Source organism: Candidatus Zixiibacteriota bacterium, assembly GCA_035380245.1.
Classification (GTDB): domain Bacteria; phylum Zixibacteria; class MSB-5A5; order GN15; family FEB-12; genus DAOSXA01.
On the sequence record DAOSXA010000001.1, the window covers coordinates 812,716 to 828,915 of the forward strand.

10 protein-coding genes are annotated in these 16,200 nt (G+C 53.9%); 7 read left to right on the forward strand and 3 right to left on the reverse strand.

Going from position 1 to position 16,200, the window contains the following annotated elements:
• Positions 1-416: 416 nt before the first annotated feature.
• Entirely contained in the window at positions 417-2,798 is a 2,382-nt protein-coding gene (locus PLF13_03140) for an SLBB domain-containing protein (protein ID HOP06266.1), read from the reverse strand.
• Positions 2,799-3,398: 600 nt separating this feature from the next.
• Between PLF13_03140 and PLF13_03145 the strand changes: the two genes are divergently transcribed.
• The 4 genes from PLF13_03145 (at position 3,399) to PLF13_03160 (ending at position 7,348) form a co-directional block, all read left to right on the forward strand.
• Positions 3,399-4,865, forward strand: coding sequence for an outer membrane protein transport protein (locus PLF13_03145; GenBank protein HOP06267.1), 1,467 nt, complete (start codon positions 3,399-3,401; stop codon positions 4,863-4,865).
• A gap of 11 nt (positions 4,866-4,876) precedes the next feature.
• Positions 4,877-6,187: a hypothetical protein gene (locus PLF13_03150; protein HOP06268.1), complete on the forward strand. Its 1,311-nt coding sequence runs from the start codon at positions 4,877-4,879 to the stop codon at positions 6,185-6,187.
• Between the two features lie 51 nt (positions 6,188-6,238).
• Positions 6,239-6,955, forward strand: a complete 717-nt coding sequence (locus PLF13_03155) for a PIG-L family deacetylase (GenBank protein HOP06269.1) — start codon at positions 6,239-6,241, stop codon at positions 6,953-6,955.
• A 213-nt stretch (positions 6,956-7,168) separates the two neighbouring features.
• Complete coding sequence (locus tag PLF13_03160; protein HOP06270.1) at positions 7,169-7,348, forward strand: hypothetical protein; 180 nt, start codon at positions 7,169-7,171, stop codon at positions 7,346-7,348.
• Positions 7,349-7,385: 37 nt separating this feature from the next.
• On the opposite strand, the gene greA is transcribed toward PLF13_03160, so the two are convergent.
• Complete coding sequence (greA, locus tag PLF13_03165) at positions 7,386-7,862, reverse strand: transcription elongation factor GreA (protein HOP06271.1); 477 nt, start codon at positions 7,860-7,862, stop codon at positions 7,386-7,388.
• Between the two features lie 153 nt (positions 7,863-8,015).
• On the opposite strand from greA, the gene phrB reads away from it, so the two are divergent.
• Positions 8,016-9,383 (forward strand): deoxyribodipyrimidine photo-lyase, encoded by a 1,368-nt coding sequence (gene phrB, locus PLF13_03170; GenBank protein HOP06272.1) that lies wholly within the window; start codon positions 8,016-8,018, stop codon positions 9,381-9,383.
• Between the two features lie 153 nt (positions 9,384-9,536).
• Positions 9,537-9,812, forward strand: a complete 276-nt coding sequence (locus PLF13_03175; protein ID HOP06273.1) for a helix-hairpin-helix domain-containing protein — start codon at positions 9,537-9,539, stop codon at positions 9,810-9,812.
• Positions 9,813-9,891: 79 nt separating this feature from the next.
• On the opposite strand, the gene PLF13_03180 is transcribed toward PLF13_03175, so the two are convergent.
• Positions 9,892-10,431: a hypothetical protein gene (locus PLF13_03180; GenBank protein ID HOP06274.1), complete on the reverse strand. Its 540-nt coding sequence runs from the start codon at positions 10,429-10,431 to the stop codon at positions 9,892-9,894.
• 260 nt (positions 10,432-10,691) lie between these two features.
• Between PLF13_03180 and PLF13_03185 the strand changes: the two genes are divergently transcribed.
• The gene (locus PLF13_03185; GenBank protein ID HOP06275.1) at positions 10,692-16,181 is read left to right on the forward strand and encodes an alpha-2-macroglobulin; all 5,490 of its coding nucleotides are present in this window, start codon (positions 10,692-10,694) and stop codon (positions 16,179-16,181) included.
• Positions 16,182-16,200: the final 19 nt, after the last annotated feature.

Consider the following 16,200-nt stretch of genomic DNA (forward strand, 5'->3'; position numbering starts at 1 on the left):
CTCGGGTGGGACCTTTCTTTCCCGCGAAAGCGGGAATCAATCTTCTCTTGTGTTGACACGTCTCGGGGAGACATGCCCTGCAGCGTCGGGACCAAGGGTCCCGACCTACGAAGACTGAAAGGTTCGGACAAAGGTGCCCCACCCCTCGGGTGGGACCTTCGAATCGAAAACAGATTCTTGATTCATGTCTTTCCCGCGAAAGCGGGAATCAATCTTCTCTTGTGTTGGCACGTCTCGGGGAGACGTACCCTGCAGCGTCGGGACCACGAGGGTCCCGACCTACGAAGACTATGCTTGAGGCTATCCGACCCGTCGACGAGGTGGATTGTGGATAAAAGAATGCCGCCCGGGGAGAGGCATTCCCCGAGCGGCTGACAGGAAGGTAAAGAAAAGCTGGAGTAGTTGACTAACTCCTCCTACAGGTTGCTTACTATATAGGCCGTGGTCAGAACCGAAGTCACCGTGGTGACGGCGGTCGTGAGAACCTTGCCCCAGTCACGTTCCTTTTCAATTTTAGTCGGGACAACGATAATGTCGCCGAGGGTGACCGGACGGCTCAATACCGAGTTGCCGTTGAGCACATAACCGGAGGGCTTGATCAGACGAGTAGATTTTTTATCGGCTTGTTTGGTGAAATTACCCGCCTGGGCAACGTAATCCTTGACCTTCTTGCCCGGCGTGAATTTCAGCGTGCCGTTCGAGCCCACCGCGCCCATGACCGATACTCCCGAAGGCTGCGGCGGGATATAAATGCGGTCGTTCGGTTGAAGAACAACGTCTCCTTCGTTTCCCTTGCTGGACAACAACCGGTCCATATCGATGATAATGCGGTTCATCGAGGCCGGATCGAATTCGAAATGTTCCTGCCGTACCAGGTTGCCGGTGCTGTCGGAGATTATCGGCTGAGAACGATGCAGCAACTCCGAGACACGCAACCGGGCCAGGTCGGTTTCGATAGTAGGCCGTTCCAGAATCAGACCGGTCGGGAAAGCCGACGGGGTGAAACCTCCAGCGCGACGAATGAGGCGGTAAAGAGTTTCGTTGCGGCCGCTGAGGACATAAGTCCCGGGATACATCACTTCTCCCTCGAGCGAGACGGTGCGATTCTCCTGCCATTCCGGGATCTGACGAACGAACAAATGGTCGTCGTTCTGAAGGTTTACCAGACCGGCGGATTGCTCGTCAAGCGAGACATACATCAAATCGACTTCGCCGGACTCGCTCAGGCGCGCCAGTTCCGCTTCGTTGCGGTCGGCTGAGCGGGTGTAAGAACCGGCCAGAAAAACAAGGTCGGCCACGGTCATACCGTCGTAGAGATGATACCAGCCGGGATTGCGCACGGCCCCTTCGATATAGACCTGCTCCTCCCATTTGACTTCTTCCATCGAGTAGATGTGCAGGGAGTCGCGGTTGTCCACGAGCATATCGGCGGCGGTGTCGCCGGCCAGAATCGCACCGAGATCGACCGGGATCACTTCGGTACGCCAGTCGGGATGAATCCGGAACAGGTCGGCCCGTTCGAAATAGACATCGTACGGATGCAACCGGGCCAAATCGAGCAGATCGGAGACACGGGTGGTGTCGGTGCGTTCGTAATAACCGGGATGTTGCACCTGCCCGTAGACCGCCACCATGTTTTTCTGAGCCTCGAAAATCGAGTAGATAGTGACGCGATCACCGTCGAGCAGAATCACGTTTTCAAGACTGTCGGGGTGCTGCGGATTGAGATTGAGATCGAGGACTTCCCATTCGCTTCGGCCGGAAATTCGTTCGAGCATAACCCGGTCGAGATAAGCCTCCGCGGTGGGTCGTCCGGCCAGTTCGAGCAGGTCGAGAGCCGTTTCGCTGCCGTTCAACTCATACAGAGCGGCGCGTTTGACCTGACCCCGAATCGCGGCCCGGGCGCCGGCCACCGGCACGAAAATCACATCGCCGCTCTCGAGACGGACATCGGTCGAGTTGTCCCCCTGCAATAATAATTTGTAAAGATCGACCTGAGCCGTGCATTGACCGCGACGCATCAACTTGATATTGCGCATGGTGCCGCGTTCGGTCGGACCGCCGCCGATATAGAGGGCGTTGAACAACGACGTCAGCGCCGACACGGTATACGCACCGGGACGTTTGACTTCACCGGTGACATAAATTCGCACCGAGCGAACGCGGCCGAGCGAACAGGTTAAATCGAACTCGGAATAAGCCTGGCTGAAAGTTCTTTTGGCGCGATCGGTAAATTGATCGAGCGTCAAACCCCAGGCCGGAATCTCACCGACCGTCGGCACGAATACCTTTCCCTCGCGATCGACCGTCAGGTTGTATTCTTTCTCGACTCGACCCCAGAGATAGATTACGAGATTGTCCCCCGGCCCCAGAACGTAATCGGAGGCGGAGGCAATATCGGTCGGCGGATCGATTTCGGACGAACGTTCGAACAACTCCATACCGAACGGCTTGAGCCGGTCGAAGTCAATCATCGTCTGCGGCCTTAGCCGTGACCCGGCAAGCGAGTCGTTAAGAACCGGTTCGGGGCGGGCATCATCGCGATCAATATATTCCGAGACCGCCTGACGTCTAACCTCCTCGGGCATCAGCGAACTACTGTCCTGACCGAACAAGTCGGCACTGCGGTAGTACCGCTCCGGAGCGTCCTGTGTCCGATTCCGGCGATACTGTCGGAACAACTCCGCTTTCTGGTCTTCGCTCAGCGATGACAGATCCTGAGCCAGCAGAACTCTGAACCAGTTCATCGACACCAGTACTATCACCAGCACGGCCAGAATTAGAATCTTCTTGGACATTTCTACCTTCCTATGGTTTCGATTGCCTCCAGGCGACATTGCGTCACCTGATGAACGGAGTTCTTGCAAGCCGGATGCCAAAAGCGCACCTGGCGTCGTAAGTGATTGCTGATACATTACATAACAATGCGATCAGGATGCGATGCGACAGTCGCATGGATCATTTCCCGGAAGTGGTTTCCGGCTTGTTTGGGTTTTTCTTTCCAATCGCGCTGTTGGTGGCGGTGTGATGATTCCGTATAATGAGGCGGGACGCCGGCGATCCCGCGGTAGGCGGGTAGAAACTCCCCAGTAGTTCGGCCCGGAAAAATCGACTTCACAAACTGCTTGATACATACGTCATTAGGCTGCAATGCGAGATGAAATGGGCCAGTTGAAAACAGCCTTTAAGCCTTATCAAAAAAGGGGTTGGGCCTCTTGACAATGGTAGGGCTTTATGGTAACTTGACCGGACGTTTTTTTGGGGTATCGCCTGTATTAGTGTGGCAGGCGTTACTGTAATTATTTCTGTCTCGTGCGTGTGGGTATGTATTGCCTTATCAGCCGGGCAGTTAGAGGTGTGAACATACGAGTATCTGGCATTAATACATGGAGTCGAGAATGGGAATAGGTAGAGCTTTAGTCCTGCTTCTGGCTGTTTTTACCTTGCTCTGTCCTGCGGTTTTCGCCAGCGGATTCGGCGTAGTTGGTGTCGGTGGTGAAGCCACCGCCATGGGCGGCGCGTTCCGGGCCGTGGCCGACAATTGGACGGCGGCGTTTTACAACCCGGCCGGGTTAGCCGGTATTCAGGACAACTCATTGGGCGGCGACTATATCTTAGTCAATTGGCGCAACTCTGTTACTCCGAACTATCTCTGGGGCGGTACCTATGAGAGCGGCATCATCAACGATGTCGAGGCTTATAATCGCTATGATGTGTTCGGCAACGGCGGCGGCGGTTTAATTTTCCGTTTGCCGGTGTTTGGCGAGACCGTTTTCGGTCTGACGGTGTTTCAGGAGTTCGACTATAACGTTTGTTGGGAGTTGTATAAACCGAATCGGTCTTACAACTCAACCATGAACCCGCCGCAGAATCAATTCGAGAACAATTTCGATGTCGTCTCTTTCCAGGCTACGGCCGCACACGAGTTTGCTGATGAGAAACTCTGGCTCGGTCTCGGACTGGAACTCCTCCGCGGCGACTTGCTGATCAGCACGATCGGTTTCCGCGATAATCCTTACCTCGAAGTTGATCCGGAGTTCACCGGCGCTGATCGTCCTTACGACAAGATCGTCGATTGGAATCAGAACGACGGCGACGGCTATGGTTTCGGAATTCGTCTCGGTGCTCTCTGGCACGCTACCGATAAGTTCCGTGTCGGTTTTTCGGCGCATGTTCCGTCCAAGATCACTCTCAAGGGCGACGCTGTGACCCACTACTATCTGCCGGAGCTTTACGAGCCGGTCGATCCGGGTGGCTCTCCCGAGAACTTGATGACCGCGGGCGGTACGGTAACCGACTCGGCCGATTTTGAGACCGATATTAACATGCCGGCCACTCTCGGCGCCGGTTTGTCTTACGATGTCAACGAGAAGTTGACCGTAGCTGCGGATATTGAATACACGATGTGGTCGAATTTCGAGGGCTTCACTTACGTCTACTCGAACCATCGCGGCCTCAGCGGCGCAGCCGACACCACCTCGTACCTGAACGAATTTTTCACGTCCAATCTCGCCTACGTGGTCGATTGGGAAAACACCGTCAAGATCATGTGCGGCGCGCGCTATCGCATGATCGAAAAGCTGAGTCTCCTGGGTGGTGTTTCGTTCGATCAGTCACCGGCCAGAGACAACATGCTGCAAACGCCGCTGGCGATTGATCTCGGTAATAAGCTCGGTCTTTACGGAGGTTTACAGCTTCATCTCGACCGCTGGGACCTGACCTTCTCCACCGCCTATGTCAATCAACCGGATGATGATGATACCGATATGGTGGACCTGGACAATGACGGAATGCCTGACAGCTTCCCCGGTTCGTATACGGCTGAGACTTATCAGTCAACCTTCTCGTTCAACTATCGGTTCTAAGGAGAGATCGCATGGCTAAATATATCTTGATTATCGCTTCGCTCCTGGGCCTCCTTCTGGCCTTCGGCTGCAGCGATCGTACGGTTGAAAGCGAGCCGGTTGTTGTTGAGGAAGGTGGCGTAAGCCCCGGCCCGCACGTTTTCACGAACGAGCTGATCATGCAGTTGGGCAACACTAGTCAGCTCCTTGACTATCAGATTTACATTCCGGCCGTTACCATGGATTATCAGCACGGTGGTGAAGAACAAAAGGTGCCGTGGGTGATCTGGCTGGCTCCCGAGGGTGAAGACAGCTACTTTTTCATGAACCACGGCCTCAACGAATTGGCCGATGAGCTGATTGCTGAAGGCGTAATCGAACCGATGGCGATAGTTTGTATTCCGAACGAATTCAAAACAATCGGTTCCTATTTTTACGGCGGCCATGGTTTTGCCTGGGATGCCGGAACGCAGGATTATCTCGGCTACAGCTATCCGGCCGGTTATCATGATGTCCTGATCGGCGACTCGCTGGTTAAGCGTTTTGAGGATGTTCTCGCGACGTGGTTCATTACCGGCGATCAAACCCAGCGGGGCATCGGCGGTCTCGGTACCGGAGCTTACGGCGCCTACCGGGCAGCTTTGAAACACCCGGGAGTATTCGGCAGTATTGCCGGAGCCGACGGTCCGATGGATTTCGACGGCCCCGATGGTAACGGTGGTCTCATTCGCCTGATGGATTCGGTGTTTGTGGAAAATCCGAATCTTACCAGCGATGAAACTCTCCGGACCGGGATAGACAGCTCTCGTACTTATCCAATCGCGCGTTTGTTAATGGGTGGCTCCATGGCGTTCTCACCGCATGACACTCTGCTCAATTGGAGCATCAGGATCGTAAGTGGATCTCAGGTGTTGCAAATCGATACCACCACTCGCGGCAAGCCCGGTTACTGTATTACGGATTCCACTTCGTTGATCGAACATATCGTTCTGGCTTCGTCCAGCAACCTGGATTTCCATCTGCCGTTCACTTACAGCCAGCGTCCGTATACCCCGATCTGGGGCAAGCTCTGGATGTCGCAAAACCTAGACACACTCCTGGCGGCTTCTACCCTCGAGGGAGTCGACTGCTGGATTGGTTCCGGGACCGAATTCGGACGGACCTATCGTGAACAAACCATGTCCTGGGCCAGCACTCTGGAAGATGCCGGCCTCAATCCGACGGTGTTCGAATACACCGGTTACGAGGGTCTCTCCGGAGACAACTTCCGGTATACCTATGAATTGATGCGCCAGATGTTGATTTTCCACAACAACAGCTTCCAACGGGAACGGCACGAATAGGATTCGAGTTATAAAAACCCGGAGACATCATCTCCGGGTTTTTTTATAACTATGAGTGAAACTAACGGTACATACGATCTCGTTTCCATCGGGGCTCATCCCGATGATGTCGAAGTAGGCACCGGCGGGGTGTTGATAGACCTGGCCGAGCGAGGATATCGTTGCGGCATCGTGATAATGACCCAGGGTGAAATGGGCACCGGCGGCACGGCCGAGATTCGAGCCCATGAAGTCAAGGCGGCAGCGGCGGTTCTTCAGGCCGACATTATCCGCGTATTCGACTGGGGCGACACCCGTCTCGAAGACTCATATCAGAAACGACTCGATCTGGCTCAGGTCATACGCGACACCCGTCCCAAAATTATCCTGGCTCCATATCCGCACGTAGGGCACGGTCGACGACAATCTCATCCTGACCATGTCGCATCGGGCGTTATTACCATTAACGCCGCCAACCTGGCTTCACTCAAGAAAGCCGACCTGAAGGGCGACCCGCATCTCGTAACAAGAATTTTTCACTATTTTCTCCCCCCGCGTGTAGTCCCCAACTTTGTGGTCGATATCACCCCTCATTTCGAGCGTTGGATCGAGGCTCTTAAAGCTCATGAATCACAATTCCTGAATCCCGAGAAGAGCAAGGATTATATTGAGTCTATCACGGCCCAGTCGCGTTCGTTCGGACTCCAGGCCGGTTGTAAATACGGTCAGGGATTTTATGCCGTTGAACCGATCAAAGTCGGCGATATCATGAGTCTGGTTGAGGACTGACCGGAACGTTAAAGAGACCTTTATTACCCTTTAATCTTAATCCGGGCTTTTAAGGCCATTCTCTTTTTTCTTCTCCCCCATATAAAATTGTCTTGACGAAATAACAGGACTTCTATAGAGATACTGGCAAAAGCCGTATTTTCTCGAAAACGGCGGGATATCGCACTGTTGGAAGGTTGCGATTATTCGGGAACCTTGTGGAGATGCACATACATGATTTACTGTAGTTACTGCTCTGAACCGATCAACGGCAAGCCCATCAACCAGGGCGGCGAGTATTTCTGTTCTCTTGAATGTGCCCACCGGGCTCTGGGTATCGATACTGATGAACCGGATGCCTATTACGATGAAAACGAACTGGAAGGTCTTTGGGAGGAAGAAGACGATGCGTGACGGGCGAAATACCCGCCACGCTCGAAGTTTTTACTAATTAGTCACGGCCGATCTTCTCAACCGTATAGCGAAGAGTCCCGGCCGGAATCGTAATTTCTACCTGGTCACCGACCGCCTTACCTAATAAGGCCGCTCCTACCGGCGACTTGATTGATATAATATCGTTGTCAGGATCCGCTTCCTCGGGAGAAACGATTTTATATTCGATTTCCTCGCCATCGCGCTGATCCTTGACCGTAACTTTGGCATACAGGTAGACCTTGTCGGTCGGGATACTATCGGTATCAATCGAACGTACCCGGGAGAGCTTGTCCTCCAGCTCGGCTATTTTCCGCTCGAGATGGACCTGAGCCTCTTTGGCGGCATGATACTCGGCGTTTTCGGAAAGATCACCAAGTTCCCGAGCACGACGAATCTCATCGACGATTCTCGGTCGATCGGTGAACTTCAACTGCTTCAGCTCAGCCTCCAACTTGAGGCGTGCTTCCTTGGACATATATATAGGTTCACTCATGACGGGGCAATATAACCCATTGCGGCCGTTTGTGCAAGGGGCCCCATCACGGATTGTTCCGGTTTAGGACACAGCCTTTAGGAACTTTGTTGCAATCCTTACGTTTAGGCGATGAGCCGGGGCGTCCGGCCGTTCAATGACCAGGAGAGTTCCATGACCATAAGAGAACAACTAGCGACAAGAAGCCGGACAATCAAAGAAGGTCACAGCGGCCCCGGACCGGTGATATACTGGATGAACCGCGACCAGCGGGCTGTAGACAACTGGGCGTTGCTGTACGCTCAGGACTGGGCGCTACGGTTGAAACGACCGTTATTGGTCTGGGTGGGTCTGTCTTTTGATCGCGCCAATCCACGGCAGTTGTTGTTTCAGATAAAGGGACTGAAAAGTACCGCAGAGCAGCTCAAAATCCGCCATATTCCGTTAATAGTTGAAACAGGAAACGCTGCCGAGATACTTCCGAAACTGATCAGGAAAACCAATGCGACGGCACTTGTAACCGATTTTATGCCTTTAAGGTTTGACCTGGAACAACTTCGCCTGGTTGCCGAAGCCGTGGCTGTTCCTGTTGAGCAAGTCGATGCTCACAATATCGTACCGGCCTGGCTGGTCACGGATAAGCGGGAGTACGGAGCTTATACCCTTCGGCCGAAAATCAATCGCCTTTTGCCGCAATATCTGACCGCGTTCTCATCCCTGAAGAAACATCCCTTTCAACCGGCATCGGAGATAACGAAACCGGACTGGACCGGTCTTATCCGAAATCTCGGGCTTACCGAAGTCGTTCTTCCCGGTTGGATTGTCCCCGGATCGGCCGGCGGCGAGCGCCAAATGCGGGAATTTCTGGATAAACGGCTGGCGGATTACGCCGAACGACGGAATGATCCGCAAGCTCGGGCACAGTCGGAACTTTCACCCTGGTTGCACTGCGGTCAACTTGGTCCTCAACGTGTGGCTCTTGAAGCACAGTCATACGACGAGAACATACCAGCGCAGGAATCATTTCTGGAGGAGTTAATCGTGCGTCGGGAACTGTCGGATAATTTCTGCCTGTACACTTCCGACTATGACCGGATTGAAGGTTTTCCCGAATGGTCGCAACGGACACTGGCGGAGCATCGTTCCGATCCACGTGAATACTTATACGGTATCGAGCCGTTCGAGACCGGCAACACCCACGATCCGCTTTGGAATGCGGCCCAGGCCGAGCTGGTTGGACGCGGTAAAATGCCCGGATATCTGCGGATGTACTGGGCCAAAAAAATACTTGAATGGTCGCCGAACGCCGAGAGAGCAATGGCAACCGCCATATATCTCAACGACCGCTATTCTCTCGACGGTTGGGATCCCAACGGCTACGCCGGTATCGCCTGGTCAATCGGCGGCGTACATGACAGAGCCTGGTTCGAAAGGGATATTTTCGGCAAAATTCGCTACATGAGTTATAACGGCTGTCGTCGTAAATTCGACGTGGATGGATACATCGAAAAAACGACGTCGTTCTTAACGGAGAACCGATGAAAAGTCTCCATTCTCGAGCACGAAGCGTGAGTTAATCCATCGCTTACCGGTTCATCTGCAAATCGAAAAGAATTTCACCTATCGCCGTCAGGTAATTATGCCGTTATTCGATAAGTGATGGCGCAGTGCGGTTATTCTTCGTTTCTTCTTGAAATGAAAAAGCCTGATAAACTGACCAATCTGGTTTCAGTCGGACCATCCATTGCAAGAGATCTGGAAGATCTGGGGATCACCGAAGTGGAACAGTTGATCGGCCGTGACGCCGGTGAGTTGTTCGAGGAGCTGCAGCGACTCAAAGGCGGACCGGTGGATCGTTGCTGTGAGGATGTCTTCCGGGCGGCGATTGCCCAGGCGGAAAATCCCGATCTTCCGGACGAGCAGAAGAAATGGTGGTACTGGTCGCGCGTGCGCAAGGGTCAGAAACCTTAGAAGAAATCACTTACCGCGTCTGAATAAAAAAGACCGCCTCGGTCGCGCCGTTTATGAGGATCACTGTAATAAGCAGAGATTACTTGTTGATGAGTTCTTCCGGCTGCCGCTCTTTCGTCGCATCTCCAACACCGGCTGAACGACGGCGCTCCGCTTGAAGATCGGCGACCAGACGGCGAAGAGCTTGCTGATCCACACCCCGTCGCAGTCGTCCAGCCACGAAAATAACCAGAACAAACGGAACAGCGAGGGTCAGACACGGTCCTATCCAATCGGTGAGATTGAAGTGGACGGCGAGTCCGACTGTGACGAGGATCGCACCCAACCCCAGCAGGATTTTGGGCAGGGCGCCGTTAAACGCCGATTCGGGCTGGATCGACTGATTGACGGCTGTCCGGTTTGGCGGTTGGAACAGCATCAGAATACGACAGATCCTCTTGCCGTGTTTCAAATACACCTGACAGGTCACCGCTGCTGTAATAACCAGGAAGAGGTAGTCCGTCTGCCGGTTGATTATCAGCAGTACCGCGCCGGCGTAGAGAAAGACTATGATGACAATGAGCAATGTCCGGTTACTGCTACCCGATGCACCTGGTGTCTGATCAGAAGTTATTCCCATAACTATTTGTTCGGATATTACAACACGATTCTAAAGCGTCAGATTTTTCACACACGACAGCAAACGGAATCGTCTCAGGATTCATCGAACCCACATGAATCCTGATTTGATTTCGTATTCAGCCGTTGTCCAATCGTAACCGATTACCTATATTCGAAAGCGGAGGCAGAGACATCACCGGTATGAATCATTCCGGCGAAGGGGCTGTCGAACCATATTAATGTGAAAACAAAAAATCTACCTTATTCGGGGAGCACCTCATGCGTCATCCTAATATCACGTTTTTAAGCGGAAGTTATATTCGTATTGTCCTGATAGCGCTTGCCTTGATCGTCACAGCCGGGGCAGGTCTCGGCATTCTGGCCGATCTTCCGGGCGAAAAGCCGGATCGTGAGGTCCGGGTCGAATCGTTCGAGCCGCAAGGAGAAACGCAGCCGCAAACGAACATAACCATCGTCTTTTCCAACGAACTCGTCCCGCCGGACAGCATCGACCGTCCGGTGATCGACATGCCGGTAGTGTTCGATCCGCCGATCGCGGGCCTTGCCCGCTGGGTGGCGACGGATGCCATTCGTTTTTTCCCGGATGAGCCATTGGCCGCCGCTACCGCGTTTTCGGTGAAAATCAAATCCAACCGCGACTGGGTGCGCGGCAACCGGATCAAGGACGCCGCCGAGTTCGAGTTCCATACCCCCAAGCTGAGTGTGCGACACTGGAATTCATGGGCGCAGCGTGATGCGGACGATACGCAAGCGGGAAGATTTTTTATCGAAATCCGCTTCAATTACGAAGTCAGGGTCGAGGAGTTACGCAACCGTCTGAGCATTTCCGGCCGAGGCTCCGTCCTCGTCGAGCACCTCGACTTCGAGGTGGCGCCGATTGATGTCTCGCTCGACGATTTCGTACAGGAACAGTACGATTCCGTTTACGCTTATGAATTCACTATTAAAACCGACAAAGTGCCCCTCAACCGCTTCCAGCAATCTTTCGAAGCACGCCTCGACCAGTCACTCAAATGCCGCAACTGCGGCGAATCGTTGGAACACGACTACGGTCGCCGTCTCGAAATGCCCTCACAACCAACCTGGGCGCTCAAGATCACGAATGTCGAGGCGCGCGGCAAATCCATCCGGGTGAGTTTGAGTCACCGGGTTAACTCATCGGAGGCGGCTGAACATGTTTCGGTGGAGCCGAAAGTCGAGAAATTATCGGTTGGAAGCGATTATGCCGGATTCAACCTTGACGGGGAATTCCATCCGGGGGAAACCTATGAAATCAATATCACTTCGGGTCTGCGCTCGGTCGACGGCTCCCGGTTGGATCGCAGCTTTTCCGGCCGCGTCTATATCCCCGACCTGTCGCCTTCGGTGAAGTTCTCCGACGAGGGTTTATACCTTCCGAGGCGCGGCAATCGTCTGCTCCAGATAGAAACGATCAATGTCGACACGGTGACAATCGAGGTTCAGCAAATCTACGCCAACAATCTGGTCCACTATCTGGCAGGTGCGCGTCCGGATTATTATTACGGTTTCGATCTTTCTCTCTACGGCCGTCAGCTTTGGATCAAGGATTTTCCCCTGTACGGAGAAAAGAACAAGACGCTTTTATCCACGGTCGATTTGAGCGATTTGATCGGACAAAAAGAGACCGGGATTTTCCGCATTACAGCGCGTTCCCGCCAGGGACGCTGGACTTCCGACACGCGCCAGGCAATGTTGACCGATATCGGCATCGTGACGCGTAAGACCGACGACCAGCTCACCGTCTGGCTAAACACGCTTAACGAGGTCGAGCCGATCAAGGGAGCGCGCGTAGCTCTCTACAGTCGCAATAATCAGGTGTTGAAAGAAGCCGTTTCGAACAAAGAAGGTATCGTAACGCTCGACAACCTGTCGCAGTTCGACAAAGAAGCTGCTCCGTTTGCCGTAGTCGTCGAAAACGGGGAGGATCTGGCTTACCTGTTGTTCAACCAATGTCTGGTCGACCAGAGCGATTTCGACATCCAGGGACGACCGTATTTGACCAAAGGGTACGAATCGTTTTTGTATTCCGACCGCGGTGTCTACCGACCCGGTGAGACGGCGCATCTGGTGTCGATCGTACGCGGCACCGGCTGTTCGATTCCGGCTGATTTTCCCTACCGGCTCGAAATTACCGACCCACGCGGAGAACTTATTAAAACCTATCTGATGAACGACGCCGGAGAAGCCATGTCCTCGGTTGATTTCGAGGTCGACGGTGCGGCCATGACTGGAAAATATGTCGTGACGGCGCTGGTCGGCGAAGACGACCGTATCGGACGAGCCGAGTTCCAGGTGGAAGAGTTCATGCCGGATCGGATCAAAACCGTGATCGAACCGGCGGCGACGGAGTTCAAAGAGGGTGACACGGTCAAGTTCACGGTTGTTGGTACTTATTTGTTCGGTCCGCCCGCAGCGGGTTTGAAAGTTTCGGCAAGTCTCACACTCGAGGCACAACCGTTTCAACCGCAGGGTTATTCGAAGTACGTGTTCTGCGACAATCAAATTACCTTCAAGCAGGATCTGATCAAGCTGGGCGACGCTAAGCTCGATGACTCCGGCAAGTATGTTTACGAACAACGACTGAGCAGCAGTATTACCGCACCGGCAGCCCTTAAGGGAACTATCTGGGGACAGGTTTCGGAGCACGGTGGTCGCGGGGTAAGCGATTATGCCACGATTACGGTTCATCCTTATCCCGTCTACATAGGATTGCGGTCGAACATCGAGGGCTATGCCAAACTCAATGATTCGGCAACGGCCGAAGTCATTGCCTATGTACCCGGGGGAGGCCCGGTAGCGATTAAGAACGCTTTGGTAAAATACTACAAGGTCGAGTATAATTCGGTCTATCGGAAAATTCAGGGCGGACGTAACCGTTGGGTCTCGGAGCGAACCGAACGCCTGCTCGACTCCGCCAGGATCGATATTACTCCGCAGGGGGCGCATGTCGGGCTAGTGCCGACAAATTACGGCCGTTATCGCATCACCGTTCAGGATCCGCAGGGAGGGCATCAGGCCGCAATCGAGTTCTATGCCAGCGGCTGGGGATATGCCCCCTGGTCCATGGAGCAACCGGATCGGATCCAGTTCGATCTCGATCACGAGCTTTACTATCCCGGCGACACGGCAATGCTACAGGTGCGGGCACCGTTCGCCGGAAAGCTGCTGTTAACGGTGGAGCGGGACGAAGTCGTTCATTACGAAACGATCACCATGCCGGAGAACACCGCCGAAATTCCCCTGATCGTGCGTAAGAACTGGTTCCCCAATGTGTACATCACCGGGACGTTGGTCAAGGCGGCAGCAGAGATCGAGAGCAAGACTCCGGCGAGAGCGTTCGGAACAATTCCCCTTTGCCTCGATCCCAAAACAAAGGCACTGTTGATCAAGCTCGAAGCTCCCGAGGTGATGAAGCCAAAGCAAAACATATCGATTGAGGTCGAAACTCCGGAACAACCAAACAGCACCCTGATGCTGGCGGCGGTCGATGAAGGGATCCTCCAATTGACCGCCTATGAAGTTCCTGATCCGCTCGATTTCTTCCACGGCAAGCGCCGAGCGGCAGTTCAGGCCTATGACCTGTATTCGTTCATTTATCCGCAGGCGTCGGAGGAAAGCAACCGTCTCAGTCCGGCCGGAGGAGCTCAGTTGAGCCGTTTCGCGGAACAGCGCAAGCGGCAGTTGAATCCGTTCTCGGCCAAACGGGTCAAACCGGTAGCGCTCTGGTCGGGAGCGGTCAAGACCGACAGTTTCGGCCGGGCGACTGTCGACCTTGAGGTCCCGCAATTCAACGGGCAGTTGACGATCATGGCGGTTGCAACGAAGAATGATTTATTCGGTTCGGCTGTTACGGCTACCAAAGTACGCGATAAGATCGTGATTCAGGAAAGCTTCCCGCGTTTCATCAGCCCGAACGATGTGATCGACGGTATGATCACGGTTTACAACAATCTCGGCCGGGAGGCTCCCATTACGGTCGACCTGGCGCTCGACGGACCGGCGGAGTTGCTCGAACCGGGCAGCAAGACGGTCACGGTTAAAGAGAGCGGTGATGCGGTGGTTCGTTTCAAGTTCAAGGCGAACCTGAAACCGGGCGTGGTCAAACTGAAAATAAGCGCTTCGAGCGGCAGCGAAACCAGCACCGAGGAGTTCGAATTATCGAATCGTCCGGCTCAACCGCTCACGACCGTGTACGGCTCCGGAACGGTCAACGACTCGACTCCGGCCAGTTTCATGTTCGGCGGATCGTGGGTTGAGGGAACCGATCAATACGTAATCAAGACCTCATCGCTGGCGGCGGTCTCGTTCACGCGAAATATCGAGTTCCTGCTCAAATATCCGTACGGTTGTGTCGAGCAGACCACCTCACGCCTGTTCCCGCTGATTTATTTTAATGATCTGGCCAGGTTCGTGAGACCGGAACTGCTAGGCGGGCACGGGCATGAGTATTATATCGATGAAGGGATCGAGAAACTGATCGGCATGCAGCGCTCCGACGGCGCGTTCAACTACTGGCCCTCTTTCAGTTCCGGTTATCACAACTGGTCCTCGATTTACACCGCGCATTTTTTGGTCGAGGCTAAAGCGGCCGGTTACGAGGTAGATGATAAAGCCTACGACCGAGTGCTGGATTTTCTCAAAAACATGGCGCGCGGAAAGGTTTACAAGGACATAACCGATGTCCATCGCATCTACGCTGCTTATGCCCTGACCCGTGCGGGCAAGATCGACAAGAAGGTAATCAACGCTCTCAAAGATATGGATCAGAGCGACCTTCCCGCTTACGCTCGTTACCAGATGGCCGGCGCGCTCGGCATGGCCGGTGAAATAGATCTGGCCCTCTCGATGCTGCCGGGTGAAATACATCCCGATCTGACCGATCCCGAAGACGGCGGTAATTTCAACTCGGGCGTTCGCACCAACGCGATTCTGCTCGATGTCATGATACAACTGACGCCTGATCATACCGGTATTCCGGTATTGGTCCAGTCGCTCATGGAGGATGCCCGGATCGGACACTGGTATACGACCCAGGCTACTTCGTTTGCGTTGATGGCGCTCGGTAAATTTTTCAAGGATCATGACGTACCGGATTTCCAGGGGACTCTGGCAATCAGCTCCGGAGAAACGATTCCCTTCGATACGGCGGCGTTCGAGCTGTTGCGCGATGATCTGGCGGGGGAACGCATAACGCTAAGTATCGATGGTTCCGGAGATTGTTATTATTACTGGAACTCGTCGGGGGTCAGCACTTCGCCGATGACACCGGAGTACGAGCGCGGTATCCGGGTGCAGCGGGAGTATCTCAATGACGAGGGCAAACCGCTCGATTTACAGAATGTCGAACTCGGATCACAGGTAATAGCCCGGATTACAATAACGGCTCTTAACAAAACGCTCCAAAACGTGGTCGTGAACGACATGCTCCCGGCCGGATTCGAAGTCGAGAATCCACGGCTGGCCAACACCCCCGAGATGAGTTGGATTCCCAAAACGGAGTCATCGTTCACCTACCGCGACATTCGGGATGATCGTTTGCTCCTGTTCATGGATTTATCGGAGAACAAACCCAAGACGTTCCATTACAGTTTGCGGGCGATCTCGACCGGTGAGTTCAAAATACCGGCGATATCGGCAGAGTGTATGTACAATCCACTCATTGCCGGTGCGGCATCGTCCGGCGTAATGACGATCAAAGGCGTGGGGGAAACTTCGACGGAGCAATAGCCGCCGTTGATCCCTGGAG

Excerpts from the sequence above, each read along its gene's own strand:
- PLF13_03140 (HOP06266.1), bottom strand. The coding sequence starts at position 2,798 with ATGTCCAAGAAGATTCTAATTCTGGCCGTGCTGGTGATAGTACTGGTG.
- PLF13_03145 (HOP06267.1), top strand. The coding sequence starts at position 3,399 with ATGGGAATAGGTAGAGCTTTAGTCCTGCTTCTGGCTGTTTTTACCTTG.
- PLF13_03150 (HOP06268.1), top strand. The coding sequence starts at position 4,877 with ATGGCTAAATATATCTTGATTATCGCTTCGCTCCTGGGCCTCCTTCTG.
- PLF13_03155 (HOP06269.1), top strand. The coding sequence starts at position 6,239 with ATGAGTGAAACTAACGGTACATACGATCTCGTTTCCATCGGGGCTCAT.
- PLF13_03160 (HOP06270.1), top strand. The coding sequence starts at position 7,169 with ATGATTTACTGTAGTTACTGCTCTGAACCGATCAACGGCAAGCCCATC.
- greA (HOP06271.1), bottom strand. The coding sequence starts at position 7,862 with ATGAGTGAACCTATATATATGTCCAAGGAAGCACGCCTCAAGTTGGAG.
- phrB (HOP06272.1), top strand. The coding sequence starts at position 8,016 with ATGACCATAAGAGAACAACTAGCGACAAGAAGCCGGACAATCAAAGAA.
- PLF13_03175 (HOP06273.1), top strand. The coding sequence starts at position 9,537 with ATGAAAAAGCCTGATAAACTGACCAATCTGGTTTCAGTCGGACCATCC.
- PLF13_03180 (HOP06274.1), bottom strand. The coding sequence starts at position 10,431 with ATGGGAATAACTTCTGATCAGACACCAGGTGCATCGGGTAGCAGTAAC.
- PLF13_03185 (HOP06275.1), top strand. The coding sequence starts at position 10,692 with ATGCGTCATCCTAATATCACGTTTTTAAGCGGAAGTTATATTCGTATT.